Annotated in this window: 20 protein-coding genes and 1 riboswitch; of the genes, 3 read left to right on the top strand and 17 right to left on the bottom strand. The window is 77.1% G+C overall.

The genetic code is table 11. The features are described 5' to 3' along the window. Nucleotides 1-13: 13 nt before the first annotated feature. The 7 genes from ACVMYR_RS25035 to cobN are packed head-to-tail and all read right to left on the bottom strand — an operon-like array spanning nucleotide 14 to nucleotide 10,921. Entirely contained in the window at nucleotides 14-1,165 is a 1,152-nt protein-coding gene (locus ACVMYR_RS25035) for a cobalt-precorrin-5B (C(1))-methyltransferase (RefSeq protein WP_043963419.1), read from the bottom strand. Then, a complete protein-coding gene (cobM, locus tag ACVMYR_RS25030) occupies nucleotides 1,162-2,046 on the bottom strand; it encodes a precorrin-4 C(11)-methyltransferase (RefSeq protein WP_077937805.1) in 885 nt (294 codons plus the stop codon). Before cobM ends, ACVMYR_RS25035 begins: the two co-directional genes overlap by 4 nt. Continuing rightward, nucleotides 2,043-2,843 (bottom strand): precorrin-2 C(20)-methyltransferase, encoded by an 801-nt coding sequence (locus ACVMYR_RS25025; protein ID WP_457122956.1) that lies wholly within the window; start codon nucleotides 2,841-2,843, stop codon nucleotides 2,043-2,045. Before ACVMYR_RS25025 ends, cobM begins: the two co-directional genes overlap by 4 nt. A 29-nt stretch (nucleotides 2,844-2,872) precedes the next feature. Beyond that, nucleotides 2,873-4,228 (bottom strand): cobyrinate a,c-diamide synthase, encoded by a 1,356-nt coding sequence (locus ACVMYR_RS25020; protein ID WP_457122913.1) that lies wholly within the window; start codon nucleotides 4,226-4,228, stop codon nucleotides 2,873-2,875. Beyond that, nucleotides 4,222-4,833 carry a cob(I)yrinic acid a,c-diamide adenosyltransferase gene (cobO, locus tag ACVMYR_RS25015; RefSeq protein WP_457122912.1) on the bottom strand — a complete coding sequence of 204 codons (612 nt, stop codon included), beginning with the start codon at nucleotides 4,831-4,833 and terminating at the stop codon, nucleotides 4,222-4,224. The genes ACVMYR_RS25020 and cobO overlap by 7 nt, the downstream gene beginning before the upstream one ends. Further along, a complete protein-coding gene (locus ACVMYR_RS25010) occupies nucleotides 4,833-7,187 on the bottom strand; it encodes a VWA domain-containing protein (RefSeq protein WP_457122911.1) in 2,355 nt (784 codons plus the stop codon). The genes cobO and ACVMYR_RS25010 overlap by 1 nt, the downstream gene beginning before the upstream one ends. Then, nucleotides 7,184-10,921, bottom strand: a complete 3,738-nt coding sequence (gene cobN, locus ACVMYR_RS25005; RefSeq protein WP_457122910.1) for a cobaltochelatase subunit CobN — start codon at nucleotides 10,919-10,921, stop codon at nucleotides 7,184-7,186. The genes ACVMYR_RS25010 and cobN overlap by 4 nt, the downstream gene beginning before the upstream one ends. 281 nt (nucleotides 10,922-11,202) lie before the next feature. Further along, a riboswitch (cobalamin riboswitch) is annotated at nucleotides 11,203-11,332 on the bottom strand. 260 nt (nucleotides 11,333-11,592) lie between these two features. Between cobN and cpt the strand changes: the two genes are divergently transcribed. Then, complete coding sequence (cpt, locus tag ACVMYR_RS25000) at nucleotides 11,593-12,126, top strand: chloramphenicol phosphotransferase CPT (protein WP_431897296.1); 534 nt, start codon at nucleotides 11,593-11,595, stop codon at nucleotides 12,124-12,126. Nucleotides 12,127-12,185: 59 nt separating this feature from the next. Here the strand turns inward: cpt and ACVMYR_RS24995 are convergent, their stop codons facing one another. Further along, nucleotides 12,186-12,521 carry a hypothetical protein gene (locus tag ACVMYR_RS24995; RefSeq protein ID WP_043963412.1) on the bottom strand — a complete coding sequence of 112 codons (336 nt, stop codon included), beginning with the start codon at nucleotides 12,519-12,521 and terminating at the stop codon, nucleotides 12,186-12,188. A gap of 113 nt (nucleotides 12,522-12,634) precedes the next feature. Here ACVMYR_RS24995 and ACVMYR_RS24990 point away from each other — a divergent pair, with 113 nt between their 5' ends. Then, on the top strand, nucleotides 12,635-13,429 hold the full coding sequence (locus ACVMYR_RS24990) for a hypothetical protein (protein ID WP_457122909.1): 795 nt from the start codon (nucleotides 12,635-12,637) through the stop codon (nucleotides 13,427-13,429). A 413-nt stretch (nucleotides 13,430-13,842) separates the two neighbouring features. Here the strand turns inward: ACVMYR_RS24990 and ACVMYR_RS24985 are convergent, their stop codons facing one another. The 5 genes from ACVMYR_RS24985 to ACVMYR_RS24965 form a co-directional block, all read right to left on the bottom strand. After that, entirely contained in the window at nucleotides 13,843-15,096 is a 1,254-nt protein-coding gene (locus ACVMYR_RS24985) for an MFS transporter (RefSeq protein WP_077937798.1), read from the bottom strand. A gap of 130 nt (nucleotides 15,097-15,226) precedes the next feature. Continuing rightward, entirely contained in the window at nucleotides 15,227-16,375 is a 1,149-nt protein-coding gene (locus ACVMYR_RS24980) for an FUSC family protein (protein WP_228986875.1), read from the bottom strand. 67 nt (nucleotides 16,376-16,442) lie between these two features. Next, nucleotides 16,443-17,240: a sugar phosphate isomerase/epimerase family protein gene (locus ACVMYR_RS24975; protein ID WP_457122955.1), complete on the bottom strand. Its 798-nt coding sequence runs from the start codon at nucleotides 17,238-17,240 to the stop codon at nucleotides 16,443-16,445. Between the two features lie 113 nt (nucleotides 17,241-17,353). Further along, nucleotides 17,354-18,505, bottom strand: a complete 1,152-nt coding sequence (locus tag ACVMYR_RS24970; RefSeq protein ID WP_457122908.1) for a dihydrodipicolinate synthase family protein — start codon at nucleotides 18,503-18,505, stop codon at nucleotides 17,354-17,356. Beyond that, complete coding sequence (locus tag ACVMYR_RS24965) at nucleotides 18,502-19,653, bottom strand: Gfo/Idh/MocA family protein (protein ID WP_396790670.1); 1,152 nt, start codon at nucleotides 19,651-19,653, stop codon at nucleotides 18,502-18,504. The genes ACVMYR_RS24970 and ACVMYR_RS24965 overlap by 4 nt, the downstream gene beginning before the upstream one ends. Nucleotides 19,654-19,845: 192 nt before the next feature. On the opposite strand from ACVMYR_RS24965, the gene ACVMYR_RS24960 reads away from it, so the two are divergent. Then, nucleotides 19,846-20,862: a LacI family DNA-binding transcriptional regulator gene (locus ACVMYR_RS24960; protein ID WP_457122907.1), complete on the top strand. Its 1,017-nt coding sequence runs from the start codon at nucleotides 19,846-19,848 to the stop codon at nucleotides 20,860-20,862. A gap of 263 nt (nucleotides 20,863-21,125) precedes the next feature. Here the strand turns inward: ACVMYR_RS24960 and ACVMYR_RS24955 are convergent, their stop codons facing one another. Genes ACVMYR_RS24955 through ACVMYR_RS24940 form a run of 4 tightly spaced genes read right to left on the bottom strand, consistent with a single transcriptional unit; the run spans nucleotide 21,126 to nucleotide 24,446 of the window. Next, nucleotides 21,126-21,740 carry a bifunctional 4-hydroxy-2-oxoglutarate aldolase/2-dehydro-3-deoxy-phosphogluconate aldolase gene (locus tag ACVMYR_RS24955; protein WP_176734152.1) on the bottom strand — a complete coding sequence of 205 codons (615 nt, stop codon included), beginning with the start codon at nucleotides 21,738-21,740 and terminating at the stop codon, nucleotides 21,126-21,128. Next, on the bottom strand, nucleotides 21,737-22,936 hold the full coding sequence (locus ACVMYR_RS24950) for a sugar kinase (RefSeq protein WP_457122906.1): 1,200 nt from the start codon (nucleotides 22,934-22,936) through the stop codon (nucleotides 21,737-21,739). The genes ACVMYR_RS24955 and ACVMYR_RS24950 overlap by 4 nt, the downstream gene beginning before the upstream one ends. After that, nucleotides 22,933-23,841: a DUF6807 domain-containing protein gene (locus ACVMYR_RS24945; protein WP_457122905.1), complete on the bottom strand. Its 909-nt coding sequence runs from the start codon at nucleotides 23,839-23,841 to the stop codon at nucleotides 22,933-22,935. Before ACVMYR_RS24945 ends, ACVMYR_RS24950 begins: the two co-directional genes overlap by 4 nt. Next, a complete protein-coding gene (locus tag ACVMYR_RS24940) occupies nucleotides 23,838-24,446 on the bottom strand; it encodes a hypothetical protein (protein ID WP_457122904.1) in 609 nt (202 codons plus the stop codon). Before ACVMYR_RS24940 ends, ACVMYR_RS24945 begins: the two co-directional genes overlap by 4 nt.

The raw sequence follows: 24,446 nt of genomic DNA, 5'->3' as shown, positions 1-24,446 counted from the left end.
CCCCTCCGCGGGATCACGGCGCCCACCGGCCCGAGGAGGCGACGAGGCGCTCCCCGGCGAAGTCGACCATCGCCACGTCGACGTCGACGGCGTGCCCGGCGAAGCGCAGCAGCACCTGGCGGACCCGGGCGCAGAGCAGGTCCCCGGCGGGGCGCAGCAGCCCGGCGGCCTCCCACAGCTCGTACGCGTGCCGGCCGGTGTTCGCCGCCACCACCTCGGCCACCAGGGCCGGCCCCCCGCCGGCGTCGGCGGTGACCGCGCCGAGCAGCGACAGGTCCACCTTGGAGCGGGTGTAGTGGGTCATCAGCACCCCGGCGGCGAGCTTGGCCAGCTTGCCGGCCATCCCGACGAACGCCACCCGGGTCAGGCCGTCGCCGACGGCGGCGGTGACGGCCGCGCCGGTGAAGTCGCCGACCTCGACGAAGCACACCTCGGGCAGGTCGGGCAGCAGGGCGCGGGCGGCCCGTTCGGTGCGCCCGCCGGTGCACAGCACCACCGTCCGCTCCCCCTGGGCGGCCATGACGTGCACGGCCTGCACCACGCTGGCCCGCCAGGACGCCGTCGAGAAGGGCCGCACGATCCCGGTGGTGCCGAGGATGGAGATGCCGCCGAGGATGCCGAGCCGCCGGTTGGTGGTCTTGCGGGCCATCACCTCCCCGCCGGGGACGCTGATGACCACCCGTACCCCGACCTCGGTGAGGTCGACCACCTCGGCGACGGCCTGGCCGATCATGCGGCGCGGGGTCTCGTTGATCGCCGGGCCGCCGACGGCGAGCCCGAGGCCCGGCTTGGTGACGGTGCCGACGCCCGGCCCGCCGGCCAGGTCGAGGCCGGGGGCGTCGCGCCAGCCGACGGTGGCGGTGAGGTGCGCGCCGTGCGTGACGTCCGGGTCGTCCCCGGCGTCCTTGACGACCACGGCCTCCGCGCCCGCGCCGGGCGGGTCGGCGAGATCGCAGCGGGCCACGGGGAAGGCCACCCGGCTGCCGGCGGGCAGGCCGATCTCCACCTGCCGCTGCGGCACGCCGGTGACCAGCGCGGTCACCGCCGCCTTCGCCGCCGCGGTGGCGCACGCGCCGGTCGTCCAGCCGGTGCGCAGCGCGGTGGGCCGGACCTTCGCGGTACGCGGCAGGTCCGGCTCGCGCAGCTCCGGCTCGGGGTACGTCATCCGGCCCGCCCTGTCCCGGCGGCCCCGCCGTCGTCGCCGGGGGTCTCCTCGCGGCGGCGGCGCAGCTGCGCGCGGGCGGCCGGCTCGGCCCGGCGGAAGGTGTGGAAGTGCCCGGGGTGATAGAGGTGCGAGCGGGTGCCGGCGGCGGCCAGCGCCGGCCCGACCAGGAACAGGGTGTGTTTCCACAGCCGGTGCCGCTTGACGGTGGCCTCCAGGGTGCCGACGGTGCAGCGCACCACCAGCTCGTCCGGCCACGTCGCCTGGTACGCCACCACGGCCGGGGTGTCCGCCGGGTAGCCGCCGGCCAGCAGCTCGGCCTGCACCTGCCCGGAGCGGGCGGCGGAGAGGAACAGCGCCATGGTGGTGCCGTGCCGGGCGAAGTCGCGGACCCGCTCGCCGGGCGGCATCGGCGTCCTGCCGCCTTCGAGGCGGGTGAGGATCACCGACTGGGCGACCTCGGGAATGGTCAGTTCCCGGCCGACGAGCGCGGCGACGGCGGTGAACGCGGACACGCCGGGCACCACCTCGACGGCCAGCCCGAGGGCCCGGCACAGGTCGAGCTGCTCCTGCACCGCCCCCCACAGCGCCGGGTCGCCCGAGTGGATCCGCGCCACCGTCAGCCCCCGGGCGGCGGCCCGCTCGTAGAGCGGCAGCACGCCCTCCATCGGCAGCTGAGAGGAGTCGATGATCTCGGCGTCGGCGCGGGCGTGGGTGAGCACGTCGGCGTGCACCAGGCTCGCCGCCCAGACCACCACGTCGGCCGCGCCGATCACCCGGGCGGCGCGCAGGGTGAGCAGGTCGGCCGCGCCCGGCCCGGCGCCGACGAACCACACCTTCCCCGTGGTCGCCGGCGCGCCGTCGGTGTCTCCTGCGGTGGTCACAGCTTGCCTCCCCGGGTGTCCCGGCGGGCCGGGACGAGCAGCGTCGACAGGTACGGCAGGTCGCCGTCGTCGGGGTCCGCCGGGCCGATCCGTTCCCCGGGCAGGCCGAGCCCCCGGCCCAGCACCGCGTCGCCGAGGCGGCCCTGCCGGCGCAGCTCGGCCACCAGCTCGGGGTGCCGCCGCCAGCCCTTGTACGCGACGACCGTCCCCGGCCCGGCCAGGGCGGCGGCGAACAGCTCCGGCCCGGCGGTGGCGGGCAGCAGGGTCAGCGGCTCGCGCCCCTCGCAGAGCACGGTGCCGCTGCGGGCGGCGAGGTCCTGCATGGCGGTGATCCCGGGCACCGTGTCGACCCGCACCGCCGGCCGCAGCGCGCGCACGCCGTGGGCCAGGTATCCGAAGGTGGAGTAGACGTTCGGGTCGCCGATGGTGGCGAACGCGACCCGGGCGGCACCGGCGTCGAACGCGGCGGTGACGGCGCGGGCGGCGGCGTCCCAGGCGGCCCGGCGGCGGGCGGTGACGCCGCCCCGGTCGTCGAGGGCGAACGGCAGCCGTCGCACCCGGCCACCGTCCACGTACGACCGGACGGTCGCCTCGGCCCGCCCACCGCCGTCCGCCGTCCCCGGGCCGGTCCCGGTCCCGTCGGGACCGGCCGGGGCGTCGGGACCGGGGCCGGGCGCGTCGTCGGGGCGCGCGGCCATCACCGGGACGAACACCACGTCGGCCTCGCGCAGCACCCGCACCGCCTTCACGGTCAGCAGCTCCGGGTCGCCCGGCCCGACCCCGACGCCGGTCAGCACGGGCCCGTCGGGCCGCGCCGCCGGGGCGGTCACCGGCACGCCTGCACGAGGCGACGGGCGGCGTGCGGCTGGCCGGCCCAGTGGACGTGCAGGTAGGAGGCGTGCACCCGGCCGTCGACGAAGCCGTGCGCCGCGCCGTCGAAGCGCCACGCCGGGGTGTCGCCGTGGCCGGGGTCGGTGACGGTGCGGTGGAACTCGTGGCCGCGTACCCGCTCGCCGGCCCGGGTCACCGGGGAGTCGGCGGCGGCCACCGCCTCCCGGTAGCCGAGGGTGAGCCGGCCGGTCATCCGGGCGGTCAGGTCGAGCCGCCCGCACATCGGCGCCCCGTCGAGGGAGCGGCCCAGGTAGAGCAGGCCGGCGCACTCGGCGACGACGGGCCCGTCGAACGCGGCCAGCTCGGCGCGCAGCGCGGCGTTGCCGGCGAGCGCGTCGGCGTGCGCCTCCGGGAAGCCGCCGCCGATCACCACCGCGCGGGTGCCGGCCGGCAGGCCGGGGTCGCGCAGCGGGTCGAACGGGGCCACGGTCGCCCCGGCCGCCGCGAGGAGTTCGGCGGTCTCGGCGTACGAGAAGGTGAAGGCCGCCCCGGCGGCGACCGCGACCGTCGGTCCGCCGGTGCTCGCCGGGCCGTCGACGGCGGCGACCGGGTCCCAGGCGGGGGCGGTCAGCGGCGGGGCGCTGCGGGCCAGGTCGAGCACCGCGTCGAGGTCGACGGTGGCGGCGACCAGGTCGGCGAGGGCGGCCACGACCGCCAGGGACTCCGGCGCCCGCTCGGCGACCGGCACGAGACCCAGGTGGCGCGACGGGGCGGCGACCTCCACGGACCGGCTGACCGCCCCGAGCACCGGCACCCCCACCTCGGCGAGGGCGTCGCGCAGCAGCGTCTCGTGCCGGGGCGAGCCGACCCGGTTGAGGATGACCCCGCCGACGCGGACCCGCTCGTCGAACGCGCGCATGCCCAGCACCAGGGCGGCGGCGGAGCGGCCCTGGGCGGTGGTGTCGAGCACCAGCAGCACGGGGGCGTCGACGAGGGTGGCGACGTGGGCCGTGGAGGCGTACCCCCGGCGGCCGACCGCGCCGTCGTGCAGGCCCATCACCCCCTCGATCACGGCGACGTCGGCGGGCGTGGGGACGCTCGCGCCGTGGCGCAGCAGCGGCGCGACGCGCTCCGGCCCGACCAGCCACGGGTCGAGGTTGCGGCCCGGCCGGCCGGCGGCGAGACCGTGGTAGCCGGGGTCGATGTAGTCGGGGCCCACCTTGTGCGGGCTGACGGTCAGGCCGCGGCGGCGCAGCGCGCCGAGCAGGCCGGTCGCCACGGTCGTCTTGCCGTGGCCGCTGGCCGGGGCGGCGACCACCACCCGGGGCAGCGCCCACCCGGTGCTCACCATTCGATGCCCTTCTGGCCCTTCTGGCCGGCGTCCATCGGGTGCTTGACCTTGGTCAGCTCGGCGACCAGGTCGGCGGCGGCGACCAGGCGCGGGTCGGCGTCGCGGCCGGTGATCACGACATGCTGGAAGCCGGGCCGGTCGGCCAGGGTCGCCACGACCTCGTCGACGTCGACCCAGCCCCACTTCATCGGGTACGTGAACTCGTCGAGCACGTACAGGCCGTAGCGCTGCGCGGCGAGGTCGCGTTGGATCTGCCGCCAGCCCTCCAGCGCGTCGGCGGCGTGGTCGGCCTCGCCGCCGCGCCGGATCCACGACCAGCCCTCGCCCATTTTGTGCCAGGTCACGGGGGCGCCCTGGCCGGTGCGCCCGTGCACCTCGCCGAGGGCGCGGAAGGCGTTCTCCTCGCCCACCCGCCACTTGGCGCTTTTGACGAACTGGAACACCCCGATCGGCAGCCCGGCGGTCCAGGCGCGCAGCGCCAGCCCGAACGCGGCGGTCGACTTGCCCTTCATCTGCCCGGTGTGGACGATCAGCAGCGGCCGGTGCCGCCGCTGCCGCGTGGTCAGCCCGTCGGCGGGCACCCGTTCCGGCCTACCCTGCGGCATCAGCGCACACTCCTGTCCTGCTGGCTCGTCCTGCCGACTCTCCGCGATCTTGCAGTTGCGGCCCCCGCCTGCACCTGGTTCGCCCCTTTCGTCCGGGCCCGAAGTGCAAGATCGCCGTGCGTGAGGGCCGTGAGGGGGTGGTGTCGGGCGTTGAGGTGGGTGGCCAGGCGGCGGGCCAGGTGCAGGCGGACCGGGCCGGACTCGCAGTCGACGACGACGCACGGGGCGCCGGTGGCGGCGAGCACCGCCGCCGCGCGGTCGGCCCGGTCCAGCGGGTGGGGCCCGGCGGTGGCCCGGCCGTCGGTGAGCACCAGCACCAGGGGACGCCGCTTCGGGTCGCGCAGCCGCTCCACCCGCAGCAGCTCGGCGGCGGCGGCGAGGCCCTCCGCGAGCGGGGTGCGCCCGCCGGTGGGCAGGTCGGCGAGGCGGGCGGACGCGGCCAGCACCGACGACGTCGCCGGCAGCAGGGTCCGCGCGCCGACGCCCCGGAACGCGACCACGGCCACCTTGTCCCGCCGCTGGTAGGCGTCGGTGAGCAGGGCCAGCACGGCGCCCTTCACGGCGGACATCCGCTCGCGCGCGCCCATCGAGCCGCTGGCGTCGACGACGAACAGCACGAGGTTGCCCTCGCGCCCCTCGCGGACCGCCTCGCGCAGGTCGGCCGGGCGCAACCGCAGCGGCCCGCTCGCCCGGCCCCGGGCCGCCTGACGCCAGGCGGCGGCGCGGATCGTCGCCGGCAGGTGCAGCGGGCCGGGCCGGCCGGCGCGCGGGGTCCGCGCCCCGGTGGTGCGGCCCCGGCCGGTGCGGGCCCGCGACCGCCGGCCGGGCACCCCGTCGCCGACGCCGGGCGCGGTGAGCAGCCGGGCCGTCAACCCCCGCTGGGGTACGGCCACCCGCTGCCGCCCGCCGCCGCCCTGCTCCCCGGGCCGGTCGACCGGCTGATCGGCGGGCCGGTCGTCGGGCCGGCCGCCGGGCTGGTCCCCGCGCCGGGCTGCGGGCTGGTCCCCGGGCTCTCCCGGATCCCTGGTGTCGGCGGTCGACCCGGCAGTGCCGTCGCCGGAGCCGTCGCCGTCGTGCCGGCCGCTCGCCGAGCCGCCACCCGCCGTACCGTTTCCGGGGTCGCCGCCGCCCGCCGGGCCACCGCCGTCCGGGCCACTCCCGTCGGGACCGCCGCCGCCGGGGCCGCCGCCATCCGGGCCGCCGGGGCCGCCGCCGTCGCCCGGGCCGTCGCCGTCGCCGTCGGTGGCGGGCGGGTCGTCGTCGGGGTGCGCGTCGGCGGCCCGCCGCAACGCCTCGTCGAGGCGGTCCTCGTCCAGCCCCGGGGCGTCGAACGGGTCGCGGCGGCGGCGGTGCGGCAGGGCGAGCCGGGCGGCGACCCGGACGTCCTCGGCGGTCACCACCGTCCGGTCCTGCCAGGCGGCGTGCGCCATCGCGGCGCGGGCGGTGACGATGTCGGCGCGCATCCCGTCCACGTCGAACGCGGCGCACACCTCGGCGATCTGGCGCAGCGCGGCGTCGGGCAGCCGCACCCGGCCGAGCCGGTCCCGGGCGGCGGCGACCCGCCGGGCCACCTGGGCGTCGGCGTCGGCCCAGCGGGCGGCGAACCCGGCCGGGTCGGCGTCGGCGGCGAGCCGGCGGCGCACCACCTCCACCCGCACGGCCGGGTCGCGGCTGGCGGCCACCTCCACGGTCAGCCCGAACCGGTCCAGCAGCTGCGGGCGCAGCTCGCCCTCCTCCGGGTTCATCGTGCCCACCAGCAGGAACCGGGACGCGTGGCTGACCGACACGCCCTCCCGCTCGACGTGGTTGCGGCCCATCGCGGCGGCGTCGAGGAGCAGGTCGACGAGGTGGTCGTGCAGCAGGTTGACCTCGTCGACATAGAGCACGCCCCGGTGGGCGGCGGCGAGCAGGCCGGGCTCGAAGGCGCGTACCCCCTCGGCGAGGGCCCGCTCCAGGTCCAGCGAGCCGACCACCCGGTCCTCGGCGGCGCCGACGGGCAGCTCGACCAGGCGGGCCGGGCGACGCTCGACGGGCGCGGCCGCGCGGCCCGGGTCCGCCGCCTCCACCGGGGATGGGCCATCGGGGGCGGCCGGGTGCGGGCCCTCCACGGTTGCCGGGTGCGGGCCGTCGGGGCAGGACGGGTCCGGTGCCGCCGGGTCGCAGGCGAACCGGCAACCGGCGACCTGATCGACGGGCGGCAGCAGGGCGGCCAGGGCCCGCACGGCGGTGGACTTCGCGGTGCCCTTCTCGCCCCGCACGAGGACCCCGCCGATGGCCGGGCTGACGGCGTTGAGCAGCAGCGCGAGACGCATGTCGGCCATGCCGAGCACGGCGGAGAAGGGGAACACACTCATTGCCGGTCCTCCAGGTCGCCCTCGCTGGCCAGGTACGTCTCGCGGAGCCGGTCGAGGGTGGCCGGCTCCGGGGCGGCCCACATCCCCCGGTCGGCGGCCTCCAGGAGCCGCTCGGTGATGCCGCGCAGCGCCCACGGGTTGGACTGCTCCAGGAACGCCCGGGTGGTGTCGTCGAAGACGTACTCGGCGGCGAGACGCTCGTACATCCAGTCGTCCACGACGCCGGCGGTGGCGTCGTAGCCGAACAGGTAGTCCACGGTGGCGGCCAGCTCGAACGCGCCCTTGTAGCCGTGCCGGCGCATCGCGGCGATCCACTTCGGGTTCACCACCCGGGCCCGGAACACCCGCCGGGTCTCCTCGCCGAGGGTGCGGGTGCGCACGTCGTGCGGCATCGCCGAGTCCCCCACGTACGCGGCGGGGGCGACGCCGGTGAGGTGGCGCACCATCGCCACCATCCCGCCGTGGTACTGGAAGTAGTCGTCGGAGTCGACGATGTCGTGCTCGCGGGTGTCCTGGTTCTTCACCGCCACGGCGATGCGGGCGAAGGAGCGTTCCATGTCGGCGCGGGCCTCCCGCCCGTCCAGGCCGGGGCCGTACGCGTAGCCGCCCCAGACGGCGTACACCTCGGCGAGGTCGGCGTCGCTGCGCCAGTTGCGGGCGTCGATCAGCGGCAACAGCCCCGCCCCGTACGCCCCCGGTTTGGAGCCGAAGACGCGGGCGGTGGCCCGGCGCTCGTCGCCGTGCTCGGCGAGGTCGGCGGCGACGTGCGCGGCGACGTAGTTCTGCTCGGCCGGCTCGGCGAGGGCGGCGACCCGGCGCACCGCGTCGTCGATCAGCGCGACGACGTGCGGGAACGCGTCGCGGAAGAACCCGGAGATGCGGACGGTGACGTCGACGCGGGGCCGGCCCAGCTCGGCGAGCGGCACCACCTCGACGCCGGTGACCCGGCGGGACCGGTCGTCCCAGGTGGGGCGGCAGCCGAGCAGGGCGAGCACCTCGGCGACGTCGTCGCCCTGGGTGCGCATGGCGCTGGTGCCCCAGACGGTGAGCCCCACCGAGCGGGGATAGGCGCCGGTGTCGGCGAGGTGCCGGGCCAGCAGCGAGTCCGCGAGGGCCACGCCGACGTCCCAGGCGTTGCGGCTGGGGATGGCCTTCGGGTCGACGGAGTAGAAGTTGCGCCCGGTGGGCAGCACGTTGACCAGGCCCCGGGTGGGCGAGCCGGACGGGCCGGGCGGCACGAACCGGCCGTCGAGCGCGCCGAGCACCCGGTCGACCTCGTCGGTGGTCCGCGCCAGCCGGGGCACCACCTCGCGGGCGGCGAAGCGCAGCACGTCGGCGGCGTCGGGGATCGCCCGGCCGGCGACCTCCGCGACGACGGCATCGACACGGTCGGCGATGGCGTCGGCGGCGGTGCTGGCGTCGGTGCTGGCGGCGGCGTCGGTGGTGGTGCTGGCCTCGGCGGCGGCCCAGCCGAGGGTCTCCATGGCGACGACGAGACGGCGGGCCAGGCCCTCGATCAGGTCGACGGCGTCGGCGGCGGTGCCGGCGGGGCCGTCGGCCACGGCGGTCAGCTCCTTCGGCACGGCGATGCGCCGTCCCGGCTCGGCGAGCAGAGCGGCCTCGTCGAGGCCGTACGCGGCGGCGAGCGCCTGGCGCAGGCCGGGCAGGGCGCGCACCCCGCCCCACACCTGGGGGGCGCGCAGCACGGCGAGGACCAGGTTGACCCGGGCGTCGCCGGTGGGCGCGCCGCCGAGGACGTGCAGGCCGTCGCGGATCTGCACGTCCTTGACCTCGCACAGGTACCCGTCGAGGTGCAGCACGAAGTCGTCGAAGTCGTCGGCGGCGGGCATGTCGGCGGTGTGCAGGTCGTGGTGCAGCTCGGCGGCGCGCACCAGGTCCCAGATCTGCGCCCGCACCGTCGGCACCTTCGCCGGGTCGAGGGCCTGCACGGTGGCGTACTCGTCGAGGAGCTGTTCGAGTTTCGCCAGGTCGCCGTACGTCTCGGCGCGGGCCATCGGCGGAACGAGGTGGTCGACGACGACGGCGTGGGCGCGGCGCTTGGCCTGGGTGCCCTCGCCGGGGTCGTTGACGATGAACGGGTACACCAGCGGCAGGTCGCCGAGGACGGCGTCGGGGGCGCAGTCGGCGGCCAGGCCGAGGCCCTTGCCGGGCAGCCACTCCAGCGTGCCGTGCTTGCCGAGGTGCACCACGGCGTCCGCGCCGAACCCGCCGTCGGCCTCCGGCGCGGCCAGCCAGCGGTACGCGGCGAGGTAGTGGTGGCTGGGCGGCAGGTCGGGATCGTGGTAGATGGCGATCGGGTTCTCGCCGAAGCCGCGCGGCGGCTGGATCGCCAGCAGCACGTTGCCCAGCCGCAGGCCGGCGAGCACGACGTGGCCGTCGTCGACGTACAGCTCGCCGGGCGGCTCGCCCCAGTGCTCGCGGATCCGGTCGCGCAGCCCGGCCGGGACCGCGTCGAACCAACGCCGGTAGCTTGCCTGCGGCACCCGGGCGTCGGCGTCGGCGAGCTGCTCGGGGGTGAGCCACTCCACGTCGTGGCCGCCGGCGGCGATCAGGGCGTGGATGAGCGTGTCCCCGTCGTCGGGCACCGGCCGGTCCCCGAGGTGGTAGCCGGCGGCGGCCAGCGCGGCGAGCAGCCGCACCGCCGAGGCGGGGGTGTCCAGGCCGACGGCGTTGCCGACCCGGGAGTGCTTCGTCGGGTAGGAGCTGAGCACGATCGCCAGCCGCTTGTCGGCGTTGGGCACGTGCCGCAGCCGGGCCTGACGCGTGGCGATCCCGGCGACCCGGGCGGCCCGCTCGGGGTCGGGCTCGTAGACCGACAGCCCGTCGGCGTCGATCCGCTTGAACGAGAACGGCACGGTGACGATCCGGCCGTCGAACTCGGGGATGGCCACCTGCATGGCGGCGTCCAGTGGGGACAGACCGGCGTCGCTGCCGGCCCACTGCTCGCGGGTGCTGGTGAGGCAGAGCGCCTGCACGATCGGCACGTCGAGGGCGGCGAGCGCGCCGACGTCCCAGGCGTCGTCGTCGCCCCCGCCGGAGGCGTCGGCGGCCACGGTCCCGCCGGCGGCGAGCACGGTGACGACGAGGGCGTCGCAGCGGGCGAACAGCTCCAGCGGCCCGTCGCCGGGGGCGAGCCCGCGCAGCGAGCCGCAGAAGATCGGCAGGGGGTTCGCCCCGGCGGCGTCGACCGCGTCGGCGAGGGCGTCGACGAAGGCGGTGTTCCCCGCCAGGGCGTGCGCCCGGTAGAAGACGATCCCGACGGTCGGCCGCTCGGGCTTGTGGGGGCGGTCGCCGTGGACGCCGTGCCCGGGGGTGGGCGCGGGCGGGGCGAAGCCCTCGCCGGTGAGCAGCACCGTGTCGGAGAGGAACCGGGCCAGCTCGGCGAGGTTGCCCGGCCCGCCCTCGACCAGGTACGCCAGGGCGTCGGTGGCCACCCCGGAGGCCACGGTGGACGCGGCCATCAGCTCGGCGTCGGGGACCGCCTCGCCGCCGAGGACGACCGTCGGCACCCCGGAGCCGAGCACGGCCGCGAGGCCGTCCGGCCACGCCTGCCGGCCGCCGAGCAGCCGTACGACGGCGAGGTCGACGCCGTCGAGCAGCGCCGGCACGGCGTCGGCGGCGACCCGGGCGGGGTTGGCCAGCCGGTAGCCGGCGCCACTGGCCCGGGCGGCGAGCAGGTCGGTGTCGGCGGTAGACAGCAGCAGGATGCGCACGGAAGGCTCCGGAGAGTGACGCACCGGGCGGCGGGTGGGCCGCCGGCGGGCAGGCAGGGGCGCGGGTTCAGCGGGTACGGCGGGCCTGCGGCCGGTTCACCGGCGACGGCCGGGGCGCCGGGCGCGCAGCATGGCGCGGTGCGCGGGCTCAGGTGCGGCGACGGGGCGCGGGCAGGCTGCCGCGCGCCAGCAGGCGGCGACGATGGTCGTCGATGTGCGAGACGCCGTGCGTCATCGGGTCCTCCTCGGGTGTCCACGCCCTGGGGTCGCTCCGACGGCCGAAGTATCCTGGCTCCCGGATCGACGCTCTCCCCCGGCCTTCCAACCGCAGACACACGGCCGTGACTCACGAGGGGGGATCGCTCCCCGGTGACAGTGGCGGGACCGCGCCGGAATCGCACCGGCTTCCTTCACTGCCGTCAGGCCGCGAATGCTGCCACACCCGACCGCCGCCGGTCAACGCCGGGCTCCCGGCCACTCCCACCCCGCTCGACATCGAGTGACGACAATGGCTCAAGGAATCGGATGCGGCACAAGCAATTGTCGTACGCCGATGGCTCCGGGTCGCTTCGCGCGTCCTTTCCCGCCGACCGACCCGCGGATTGGTTAGGCTGATTCCGATCATCACCCGCTCGCGCGAGACGGGAATTGCCCGAAGGGAAACCGATCAGGTGGCGACGCAGGTCATCGTGCTCAACGGCGGCTCCAGCTCGGGCAAGTCCGCGATCGTCCGGTGCCTCCAGCGCGTCCTGCCGCACCCGTGGATCAGTTTCGGCGTGGACGACCTGATCGACCGGCTGCCGCCGGCCATGCTGGGTTCCCCCGCCGGGCTGAGCTTCGGCCGGCGGGGCGAGGTCGACGTCGGGGAGGACTTCCTCGCCGTGCAGCACGCCTGGCTGGTCGGCATCGCCGCGATGGCGGGCGCCGGGGCGCGGATCGTCCTGGACGAGGTCTTCCTCGGTGGCGGCGCGTCCCAGGAGCGCCTCCGCGGCTACCTGACCGGTCTCGAGGTGCTGTGGGCCGGGGTGCGGTGCGCCCCGGCCGTCGCGGCGGGCCGGGAGATCGCCCGGGGCGACCGGGTGATCGGGATGGCGGCGACGCAGGCCGAGACCGTGCACGAGGGCGTCCGCTACGACGTCGAGGTCGACACCGGCCGCACCGAGTCGCTCGACTGCGCGCGCGCCATCGCCGCGCACGTGCGCTGAGCGACGCCGCGCGGCGGGCCGGTGCGCGCCGACGCGGGTCAGTGCGCCGGCCCGGCGGGTCAGTGCGCCCGGCGCTCCGGGTGCGCCCGGTTCCAGGCCCGCATGCGCTCCGGGTATCCGGTGCGCGCGGCCTCGTACAACGGCACGGCGTGCCGTTGGGCGATCTTCGCGGCGGCCCGCGGCGACCCGGTCCGCCGACGGATCCACTCGCCGTCGTGGGCGATCGCCATCACCGTGGTGTCGGTCGCGGTGGTCTCCGGTTCCAGATAGAACTCCACCCCCCGGCGGCTGCGGACGAACGCCTCCAGGGCGGCGAGGTCGTCCGGCGTCGCCTCGCGGTCGAGCTTCGTCGGAGTTCCGTCGGCGGCGGGTCGGCGGCGGCTGAACCAGCCCATGCCCGGCTCCTCTCCTCGGCGTACGCTCCAGTGGACCATCCCCGCCTGGCAGCCTGCTGGACGCGGGATGAGAGGAAGCTGACCCCGCCCGGGCCTCCCCGTACACTCGCCCCGTGGTGGCGTGGCGGGCGGTGGCGGCGCGGGACAACGCCGACTGGTGCGACCTGGTCGGCCGGGCCCACGGCCTCGTGGGGGCGCGCGACACGGACGCCTGGACGGTGCCCCGCCGTTCCCCACCGTGGTATCCGGACGCGGTGACGCTGCGCCCGGGCGTGGACGCCGCCCGACTGCTGGCCCGGATCGACGCCGGGCCCGGCGCGTCGGTGAAGGACAGCTTCGCCGACCTGGATCTCGCCCCGCACGGCTTCCGGGTGCTCTTCGCGGCCGAGTGGATCCACCGCCCGCCCGCCGGGCCGCCCGCGACGCCGCTCGTCGCGTCGCCCCTCACGCCGCCCGGCACGCCGCTCGTCGCGCCGCTCGTCGCGCCGCCTGGGGCGGGCCCGACGGCGCTGGCTCCGGTCACGTCGGCGCGGGGGCTGGCCGCCTGGTCCGCCGCAGCCGGCAGCAAGGCCCTACGCCGGCCGGCGCTGCTGGCCGACCCGCGGGTGACGATCCTCGCCCGGCGCGCGGGCGACGGCGCGGTCACCGCAGGCGCCGTGCTCACCGACTGCGGCCCGGCGGTCGGGGTCTCCAACGTCTTCGCCGCCGACGGGGATCTCGCCGGGGTGTGGCGCGGCGTCGTGGCCGCCTGCCCGGGCCGGCCGCTGGTCGGCTACGAATCCGGCGGCGGCCTGCCGCCGGCCGAGGAGGCGGGTTTCCGGCGGGTCGGTCCGCTGCGCGTCTGGCTGCGCCCGGACCGCCACCGCGACCCGGACCGCCACCGCGACCCGAAGCCCGCCACCGACTGACCACTCTGCGCAACCGCCGCACACCGGCGCGCTCGCCCGTGCACCCGCCTACCCCTCCGTCACCACCAGTATCGCCCCTCCCACTCACATTCGGCCCTTTGCTCTGCACCCACCGACGCAGCATCTGGGTCGAGCTGGCCGAATAGGAGATCACGAATGAACGGCGACGCACCGACGCGGTCACGCTGCGCGAGCACTGCGTATGTGGGTGCAGAGCAAAGCGCCCCGACGGGTGGGTGACTTCCGGCAGCGACGACGGCCGGCGAGTCACCTTGCGTAATGAGGGCGGCTGAGGAGCGAGCGGCTCCGACGGCCGATCCCGTGACCGGCGGTGGGCGGTGGGCGGGGCCCGTGGCCGGCGGTCGGGAGTGGGGGTCGACGGTCGGCACGGGACGTCGCCCCGTGGGTCGGGGCTAGGCCGGGCGGTGGCGCGTGTCGGCCGGCGGCCGGAGCACCGGGACCAGGGCGAGGGCGGGCACCAGGAGCAGCGGCACCAACAGCAGCGCCCGCAGGGTGCCCACGTGATCGCCGAGCAGGCCGAGTAGCGGCGGGCCGCCGAGGAAGGCCGTGTAGCCGATCACCCCGACGACGCTGACCCGGGCCGGCGCCCCGTCCTCCTGGTCGGCGGCGGCGCTGAGCCCCACTGGGAAGCCGAGCGACGCGCCCAGCCCCCACAGTGCGACGCCGACGATGGCCACCGGCCCGCCGCCGGCCAGCACCGCGAGACCGGCACCCACGACGGCGAGCAGGATGGTGCCGAACAGCACCGGCACCCGACCCCAGCGGTCGATCGCCACCGTTCCGGCGGTACGCCCGATGGTCATGCCGACCACGAACACCCCGAACACGGCGGCGCCGGCCGCCTCGCTGAGCCCGTACCCATCGACGAAGGCCACGGCCAGCCAGTCGTTGGCGCTGCCCTCGGTGAACGCCATCACCAGCACCAGCAGGCCGATGAGCAGCGTGCGCGGCTCCCGCCAGGCGGCGAGCAGCGACGCGCGCCGGGCCGAGGCGGCGGCTCTCTCCCCGCCGGCCGGTGCGGTGCTGGCGCTGGGGAGGAACGTCCGGACCCCGAGCAGCGTGCCGACCATCACCACCACCGCGAGGACGCTCAGGTGCGCGGCGATGGGCACCCCGACCCGCGCGGCACCGGCGCCGATCCCCGCCCCGGCCACCGACCCGAGGCTCCAGGCCGCGTGGAACCGGGGCAGGATGGTACGCCCCAGCCGCCGCTCGACCGTCGTACCCTCGATGTTCATCGCCACGTCGCAGGTGCCGGCGCCGTAGCCGAAGGCGAACAGGCCGACGGCGGCCCCGGGCAGGAACCCGGCGGCTCCGGCGGACGTGCCGGCGACGGCCAACCCGCCCGAGACCAGCGCGGTGCCGAGGAGCACCGCGCGGGCGGTGCCGAGGCGCTGGGCCACCAGCCCGGCGGTCGGCATGGCCAGCAGCGAGCCCACCGACATCGACAGCAGCAGCAGGCCGAGCCCTCCGGCGCTGAGGTCCAGCGCCTCCCGGGCCGCCGGCACCCGGGCGAACCAGGTGGCGATCGCGAGCCCGTTCAGGGCGAACACGGCCGCCACGCCGTTGCGGGCGGACAGTACCGCCCGTTGCGCGCCGGCCCGACCGGCCTCCGGCTCGGCGGGCGGTGCGTCGGTGCTGCTCACGGCGAGTTCCTCTCGGTTCTACGGGCGTCGACCGCCCATTGGACACCCTGGCGCGACAGCACCGATCATGACCCCCGCCCCTTACCGTCATCCGGACCGGCCCCCTACCGGAAGGCGGCGGGTGCCGGGGTCACACGGCCGGCAGGCCGAGGGCCTCGTCGACCCGGCCGAGAACGGCGGCGTCGTCGTCCACGCCGACCCCGCGCAGCAGGTCGATCGCGGTGGCCCGCACCTGACCCACGATCATCGCCAGCGGCAGCGGCTGGCCGGAGGCGAAGAGCCGCCCGGCGCCCCGGACCGCGTCCAGCGCGGCGGTCTCGGCGCGGCCGGCGTGCTCGTCGGCGGCGGCATCGCGACCGTCGAGGTCGGCGGCGAACGCCTCCCCGGCCGCCTGCACGGCGTCGGCGAGGCAGCGGACCGCCCCGCCGAGGTCGGCCGGCACGGGGGTCGCCAGCCGGGTGAGGGTCACCCCGGCCCGGGCCAGCACCCGCACGTTACGCACGGCGTAGTCGATCTGCCCGATGGACGCGTCGACGGTACGCAGCCGGCCCAGGTGCCGGCGGCGGCGTACGTGCAGGGTCAGCGCCTCCCCGGCGGCGAGCACGGCGTCGCGCAGCCGCTCCACGGCGGCGTCCATGCCCCGCGCCCGGTCCAGGGCGGCCAGGGCGGCCTGCTCGTCGCGGCCGTCGAGGGCGTCGGCGACCTCGCGCAACAGCCCGGCGAGGTCCTCGAAGGTCTGCCGGAACTCGGCGACCAGCGGGGCGAGCGGGCGGCGGGCGTCGACGAGCTGGCTGGCCACGAGGGCCACCGCCCCGCCGATCAGCGCGTCGACGAACCGGAACGGGATCAGCGACTCCGTCGGCGGGGCGACCACCACGAGATAGAGCGCGGAGACAGCGGCCTGCACCACGGAGACGCTGCTCGCACCGACCGCCACAGCCAGCACGATGGTGAGCAGGATGACCGTGAAGACCGTCCAGCTGGTGCGCGGCCCGAGGGCCTGCACCACGACGTCGGCGACGAGCACCCCGGCGGCGACGCCGAGCACCACCTCCACCGCCCGGCGCATCCGCTGCCCCCGGGCCTGCCCGAGGACGATCAGCGCGGCGGCCGGGGCGAAGAAGGGCTGCGGGTGCCCGACCAGCCGGGTGGCCAGCACCCAGGCCACCGTGGCCGCTACCGTCCCCTCCACCACCGGCAGCCAGCCCTGCCGGACCCGCCCGGCGGCCTCCCGGAACCAGCTCCACCGCACCATGGCCGCCTCCCCTGCCCGTCGCACCACCGCCCATGGTGCTCCGGCCCCGCCGCACGCCCCGAGCCGGGCCCGGCTCGGGGCGTGCGGCTGGTCAGGCCACGTGGGTGAGGTGGGCCGTGATCGCGGCGGCGAGGATCTCCGGGCCGGGGCGGGCCCAGAGGTCGGCGTGGAAGACCTCCACCTCGATCGCCCCTCGGTAGCCGGCCGCGTCGACCGCGTCGCGGAACCGGCGCATGTCGACGCAGCCCTCGCCGGGCAGCGCCCGGCCCAGCAGCACGCCCTCCGGCAGCGGGGTCACCCAGTCCGCCACCTGGAACGCGGCGATCCGGTCCCCCGCGCGGGCGATCTGCCGGAACACGGTGTCGTCCCACCACAGGTGGTACGTGTCGACCACCACCCCGACCGCGCCCGGGTCGTACCGCTCGGCGATGTCGAGGGCCTGGCCGAGGGTGGAGATCACGCACCGGTCGGCGCAGAACATCGGGTGCAGCGGCTCGATGGCCAGCCGCACCCCGGCCGCCTCGGCGTGCGGCACCAGCTCGCCGATCGCGTCGGCGACCCGTTCGCGGGCGGCGTCGACGTCGCGGCTGCCGGCCGGCAGGCCCCCGGAGACCAGCACCAGCTCGCGGGTGCCGAGGGCGGCGGCCTCCTCGATCGCCCGCAGGTTCTCGTCGCGCCAGCCGTCGGCGGTGAAGAACCCGCCCCGGCACAGCGAGGTGACGGCCAGCCCCGCCTCGCGGACCAGCCGCGCCGCCCGCTCGACGCCGTACTCCTGCACCGGCTCCCGCCAGAGCCCGACGCCCGGCACCCCGGCGGCCACGCAGCCGGCGACCAGTTCCTCCAGGCCCCAGCCGGTGGCGGTGGCCTGGTTGAACGAGAACCGGGCCAGCCGGCCGCCGAACCGGTCGCCCGCCGAGCCGCCGACGGCGGTCGCTGCCGGCCCGCCGGCCGTGCGCGTCGCCGGCCCGCCCGGCGTGGCCAGCGCCGGCCCGTCCACGGCGGTCACTGGGGCACCCCGGCGACCGTGAAGTAGGCCCGGGCCCGCGCGGCGGCCAGCTCGGCGTCGGGCAGCAGCCCGGCCGCGTCGGCCAGGACGAGCAGCCGGGCCAGGTGGGCCGGCGACCGGCCCGCCTGCTGGCCGCCGACCATGGTGAAGTGGTCCTGGTGGCCGGTCAGCCAGGCCAGGAACACGATGCCGGTCTTGTAGTGCCAGGTCGGGGCCGCGAAGAGGTGCCGGGCCAGCGGCACGGTCGGGGCGAAGACCTCGTCGTACGTCGTGAGGTCGCCGGCGTCGAGGGCGGCCAGCGCGGCGGCGGCGGCCGGCGCGATGGCGGCGAACACCCCGAGCAGCGCGTCGGAGTGGCCCGCCTCGTCGCCCCGGATCAGCTCCGGATAGTGGAAGTCGTCGCCGGTGTAGAGGCGCACCCCGGCGGGCAGCCGGCGGCGCAGGGCGACCTCCCGGTCGGCGTCGAGCAGGGACACCTTGATCCCGTCGACCTTCTCGGCGTGGTCCTTGATCAGGTCCAGCACGGCGTCGGCGGCGAGGTCCAGGTCGGCCGAGCCCCAGTAGCCGGTCAGCGCCGGGTCGAACATGTCGCCGAGCCAGTGCAGCACGACCGGCTGGTCGGAGGCGGCCAGCAGGTGGGCGTACACCTGCTGGTAGTCCTCGGGGCCGCGGGCGGCGGCGGCGAGGTGCCGGCTGCACATCAGCACCGGCCGGGCCCCGGCGGAGAGCACCTCGGCGAGCTGCTCGGCGTAGGCGTCGCGGATCTGCGCGATGCTGGCCGGGCCGACGGGGAGCTGGTCGGTGGCGACCCCGGCGACGATCCGGCCGCCGGCGGCGCGGGCCTCGGCGGCGCTGCGCCGGATCAGCTCGCGGGTCGCCGGGTAGTCCAGGCCCATGCCGCGCTGCGCGGTGTCCATGGCCTCGGCGACCCCGAGCCCGTACGACCACAGGTGGCGCCGGAAGGCGAGGGTGCGGTCCCAGTCGACGGCGGCCGGGGCGCCAGGGACGTTCTCGGCGCGCGGGTCGGCCACCACGTGCGCGGCGGCGTACGCGATGCGGGAGGTCGCCGGGGCGGCGGGGCGGGGAAAGCCGCCGCTGCCGGTGAGCCGGTGCCGGGTGCCGTCGGGCAGGACGATGTCGCCGCTCATCGGCCCAGCTCCGGGATCTCGAGGCGGCGGTGCTCGCGGGCGGAGCGCAGGCCCAGCTCGGCGAGTTGCACGCCGCGCGCGCCGGCCATGAAGTCCCACGGGAACGGCTCGCCGGCCACCACGTGCCGCAGGAACGCCTCCCACTGCACCTTGAAGCCGTTGTCGAACTCGTCGTTGTCCGGCACCTCGCTCCACTGGGACCGGAAGCTCTCCCCGGAGGGCAGGTCCGGGTTCCACACTGGCTTCGGGGTGACCGAGCGGTGCTGCACGCGGCAGTTGCGCAGGCCGGCGACGGCGCTGCCCTCGGTCCCGTCGACCTGGAACTCGACCAGCTCGTCGCGGTGCACCCGGACGGCCCACGACGAGTTGAGCTGGGCGATGATCCCGCCTTCGAGCTCGAAGATGCCGTACGCGGCGTCGTCGGCGGTGGCCGGGTAGGCGCGGCCGGCCTCGTCGACGCGGCGCGGGATGTGCGTGGCGTTGACGCAGGTGACGGCGCGGACCGGGGCGAACAGCTCCTCCAGCACGTAGTGCCAGTGCGGGAACATGTCCATCACGATGCCGCCGCCGTCCTCGGCGCGGTAGTTCCAGGACGGGCGCTGGGCGGGCTGCCAGTCGCCCTCGAAGACCCAGTAGCCGAACTCGCCGCGCACGGAGAGGATGCGGCCGAAGAAGCCGCCGTCGATGAGGCGCTTAAGCTTGCGCAGGCCGGGCAGGAACAGCTTGTCCTGCACCACGCCGGTGCGGATGCCGGCGGCGTCGGCGGCGCGGGCCAGCTCGACGGCGGCGGCGCTGTCCTCGGCCAGGGGCTTCTCGGTGTAGATGTGCTTGCCGGCGTCGATGGCCTGGCGGACGGCCTTCTCCCGCTGCTGGGTGAGCTGGGCGTCGAAGTAGATGTCGACGTCGGCGCGGGCGAGCGCGGCGGTGAGGTCGGTCGTCCAGTCGGTGAGCCCGTGCCGCTCGGCGATGTCGCGCAGCCGGCTCTCGTTGCGCCCCACCAGGATCAGCTCGGGCCAGATGCGGGTGCCGTCGGCCAGCGGCACCCCGCCCTCCTCGCGGATGGCGAGCAGCGAACGGACGAGGTGCTGGCGGTAGCCCATCCGGCCGGTGACGCCATTGACGATGATCCCTATCGGCCTACGGCTCATGATTCTCTTCCCTCTCTTCGGGCGGCCGGCACCCGCCCGGCGGGCAGGGACGGCCGTCGCGCCAGGCAAGCGCTTTCCTGGGAGCGTAGGGGGCCGCCGCCCCGCAGGGCAAGGGCTTTCCGTTGCGACTGCGGTAACCTGTCCGCGACCGCGCGGGGTCCGGCCGCGCGGGCGGACCATGAGGGGCGGCGGATGGCGACGCTGGCCGATGTCGCGCGGCGGGCGGGGGTCTCCCCCGCCACGGCGTCACGGGTGATCAACGGCAGCAGCAAGCCGGTCGCCGACGAGCTGCGCGAACGCGTGCTACGCGCCGTCGCCGACCTGCGGTACGTGCCGAACGCGCACGCCCAACTGCTGGCCCGGCCGCAGCGCAGCGTGGTCGGCGTCGTCGTCCACGACGTCTCCGACCCGTACTTCGCCGAGGTGACCCGGGGCCTGCAACGGGTCGCCACCGAACGGGGCCGCCTGCTGATCATCTGCAACAGCTACCGCGACCCCGTCCGCGAGCTGGAGTACGTGGAGCTGCTGCGCGGCCAGCAGGTGGCCGCGATCGTGCTCGCCGGGTCCGGCTACCACGACGCCGCGTTCACCACGATGCTCAACGAGAAGCTCGCCGCGTACGAGGCGACGGGCGGTCGGGTCGCGGTGATCGGCCGGCACGACCACTTCGGCGACGCGGTGATGCCGGCCAACGCGACCGGTGGCGAGCTGATCGGCCGGGAGCTGCTGCGCCTCGGGCACCGGCGCGTCGGCGTGGTCGCCGGCCCCCGGGTGCTCACCACCATCACCGACCGGCTGACCGGGCTGCGGCGGGCGCTCGCCGAGCAGGGCGTCGAACTGCCCGACGAACGCATCCGGTACGCCGACTTCGACCGCGACGGCGGGGCCCGGGCCACGGCCGAGCTGCTGGACACCAGCCCCGCGCCCACCGCGATCGTGGCGCTGAACGACTCGATGGCCGTCGGCGCGCTCGCCCTGCTGCGGGCGCGCGGCGTTCGGGTGCCCGAGGACGTCTCCGTCCTCGGCTTCGACGACATGCCGATCGCCGCCGACGTCACCCCCACGCTGACCACGGTGCGGCTGCCCCTGGTCGAGATGGGGGTGCGGGCGATGGCCCTCGCCCTCGACCCGACCAGCGGGAGCCCTCGCGTCGAGACCCTGCCGGCGGAGCTGGTCCGCCGGGACAGCACCGGCCCGGCCCCGGCCTGACCCGCCCCGGCCCGCCGTGCCCCGGGCAGGGCTCAGGCCGGCCCGCCGCGCCCGGGGCGGGGCGCAGGCCCGGCCGCCATGTCGGCGACAACGCGCGATCAACTCGCCGGGATACCGCAATGTCGCCGGCATGGAGTCGATCAACCCGGCCCCGCCCGTCATCAACCCGCCTCCGCCCGCCATCACGGCCCGCCCCGCCCGGTCAGGGTGGCCGCCTCGGCCAAGGGCCGCCGCCGAGGGCCGCCGCACGCCACGCCGGTCGGTCAGGCTGCCCGGTCGCCCCGGGCCAGCTCCGCGAGGCGGTCGATCTGGGCGGGATCGGACAGGGCCGACCCGACCGCCACCACCTTGACGCCGGCCGCCAGGAAGTCGGCAGCGTTGCCGGCGTCGATGCCGCCGGTGGCGACGAAGCGCAGCTCGGGCAGCGGCCCGGCGACGGCCTTGAACCACTGCGGCCCGAGGCTCACCGCCGGGAACGCCTTGAGCCAGGTCAAGCCGTGGTCGCGGGCGCGCTGCGCCTCGGTCGGGGTGGCCACGCCGGGCAGGTGCGGGATCCCGTAGGTCAGGGCCACGTCGGCCACCGCGAGGTCGAGCCCGGGCGCGACGGTGAACGCCGCGCCGGCCGACGCGGACTGCCGGACCTGCGCCGGGGTGAACACGGTGCCCGCCCCGACGATCCGGTCCCGCTCCCGCCCCGCCTCCACGGCCGCGCGCAGCGCGGTCACCGCCTCGGGGGTGCGTACCGGCACCTCCACCACGTCGATGCCGAGGTCCCAGGCCCGGTTGGCGAGCCGGACCGTCTCCTGCGGCGGCAGGTCGCGGAGGATCACCATGACCCGTGCGCCAGCGAAGATCGGTGCGAAGTCGTGCGCCGTCACCGGCTGCCCCTTCCGTTTCCGGGGCCGGCCGCGCCGGTCCCCACGTGTGCGCCCCCGTCGTCGGCGACGGCCGTCCCGCCGCCGTCGGCCAAGTCGCCGGCCAGATCGTCGCCGCCGGCCAAGCCGTCCGCCGGCCCGCCCCCGCCGGCCAAGTCGCCGGCCGGGCCGTCGCCGCCGGCAGATCCGTCGGCAGATGCGCCGGCCAGGCCGTCGAGCAGGCCGGCCCCCACCGGGTCGAGCGCCGCCCACCCGTCGGCGGTCAGGGCCACGACCCCGTCGAGGTCCCGCCGCCGGGGCGGGGGCGCGCAGTCGCCGGGCACCGCGAGGGCCCGGACCGCGACGACGTGGCCGCAACGCAGCGCAGCGGCGTGGTCCAGCCCGCGCAGCACGGCGGAGAGGTAGCCGGCGGCGAAGGCGTCCCCCGCCCCGACCGGTTCCACCACCGGCGCGCGCAGCGCCGGCACGAACACCGCCGGCCCGGTGCGCGGCAGCGCCGTCGCGCCGACGGCCCCGTCCTTGACGACCACCGTCGCGGGGCGGGGCAGCAGCCGGCGTACCGCCTGCGGGTCGGCGGTCCCCCACAGCCGCTCGGCCTCGTCCAACCCGACGAGGACGATGTCGGCCCGGTCGGCGAGGTCGCGCAGCACGTCGGCGGCCCGGTCGGCGGGCCAGAGCCGGGGCCGGTGGTTGACGTCGAAGCTGACCAGCGCGCCGCGCAGCGGCCGGTCGTCGACCGCGTGCGCCACGAGGGCACGGCAGGACTCCGACAGCACCGGGGTGATGCCGGACAGGTGCAGCAGCCGCGCGCCGGCCAGGCGCGGGTCGTCCAGCGCCCCGGGGCCGAGCCGGGACGCGGCCGAGCCGGCCCGGTAGTAGTGCACGCCGGTGGCCTCCGGCCGGGGGTCCTTGAAGTAGACGCCGGTCGGCGCGTGCGCGTCGAGCGCGACCGAGGCGACGTCGACGCCCCCGCCGGCGACCTCGCGCAGCACCATCCGCCCGAACGGGTCGTCGCCGACCCGGCTGACCCAGGCCACCCGGTGGCCGAGCCCGGCCAGGCCGATGGCCAGGTTGGACTCCGCGCCGCCGACGCCGAGCCGGAGCCGGTCGGCACGCTCCAGCGGCGCGGCGTCGGTCGGCGACATGACCACCATGGTCTCGCCGACGGTGACCACCTCGGGGCCGGGCCCGCCCGTCACGCCCGTACCGCCGCTTCGGTGGCGGCCAGGGCGGCGGCCGCGTCGCGGTCGAGGACCCCGTCGGCCACGACGACGCCGTGCCGGCCGTGCCGGCTGCCGCCGGCCGGCACCACGGCCGGGGTCTCGAAGGCGAACGCCACGCAGACCCCCGGGTACATCGCCGTGCGCACGAACCACCGGTCGCCGGGCCCCAGGCCCGTGAAGACCAGAGTGTACGCGCCGCCGCCCGGCCCGGTGCCGGTCAGCGCGACCCACGGCTCGGCGCTGCCGTTGACGTGCTCCTCCCCGTCGGCGGAGGCGGTGAAGGCGTGCGGCGGCTCGGCGGCGACCGCCCGCCAGAAGAACCCGCCGTAGCCGGTGCCGCCGGGGCGGCCGTTGGTGGCGGGGCTGCCGAGGGGGACGTCCCGGTCGGCGGGGGCGGTCAGGGCGTACCGCAGGTCCAGCCGCCAGGCGTCGGGGTGGCCGGGCACCGGGGCGGCGGCGAGGCGGCGGCGTTCGGTGAGCAGCACCGCGCCGGCCGGGTCGCGCCACTGGAGCCGGTGGGCGAGCGCGTCGTCGGCGCGTTCGTCCCATCCGGTGTGGACGATCCGGCCGTGGTCGTCGCGCCAGGTGTAGCCGGCGTCGCGCACGTAGGTGCGCCCGCCCCACAGGTTGGTGCCGGCGACGTCCTGCACGGCCAGGGACGCCCCGAGGTGCCAGACGTGGTCGGCCGGCAGCTCGTCGGTCACCACCGTCCCGCCCAGCGTCCGCACCGGGTGCAGGTAGGGGCGGGGGCCGTGCGTGGCGTCGAGGTCGGGGGCGAGCACGTAGCGGGCCACCTCGACGCCGCCGACGCGCAGCCGGGGGTCGTCGGGGCTGCCGGGGCCCGCGTCGTCGGTGCGGGGGCGGGGGTGCTGGTCGGTCACGAGGGCTCCACGGCGACGGCGGGGCGGCGGGCGACCGCGTGCAGGGCGGCCAGAGCGTACCCGGCGAGGATCGGCAGCGCGACCGGGATGACCAGCGCGGTCAGGACACCGGCCACACAGCACACGCCGCTGGCCGCCGCCCAGCCGCCCGGGCGGGCCAGGCAGGCGCGGGCGGCGGCGCGGGCCGCGGCCCGCCACCCCCGCCCGCCGGCCCGCCCGACCTCGACGACGACGAGACCGGCGTATCCGGCCAGGGCCGCCGTGACGACGCCGGTGACCAGCAACGCGGGCGCCCCGCCGGGAACCCGGCCGGTGGCCAGCGCGGCCAGGTCCGCCCCGAGCAGGACCGCGCCGGCCAGCACGGCGAGGGTGACCGGCACGCCGGCCGGCAACCCCCGCACGTACCGGCGCAGCGTGGTCCGTGCGTCGGGCCAGCCGCCGTCGGTGATCCGGTCGTGCACGGCGGCGCTGGCGGTGGCGAGCGCGGCGCCGGCGGTGACCACCGGCAGCGCGCCCACCACCAGCCCGAACCCGACCAGGGCCAGGTCGGCGGCGTCGCGGAGCACGTCCCGCCAGTCCCGGCGGGCCGGCACGTCCTGCGGCAC

This window comes from Micromonospora sp. PTRAS2, assembly GCF_054052245.1.
Note: the sequence above shows the minus strand (reverse complement) of the source record. Positions and strands in the feature narration are given on the sequence as shown.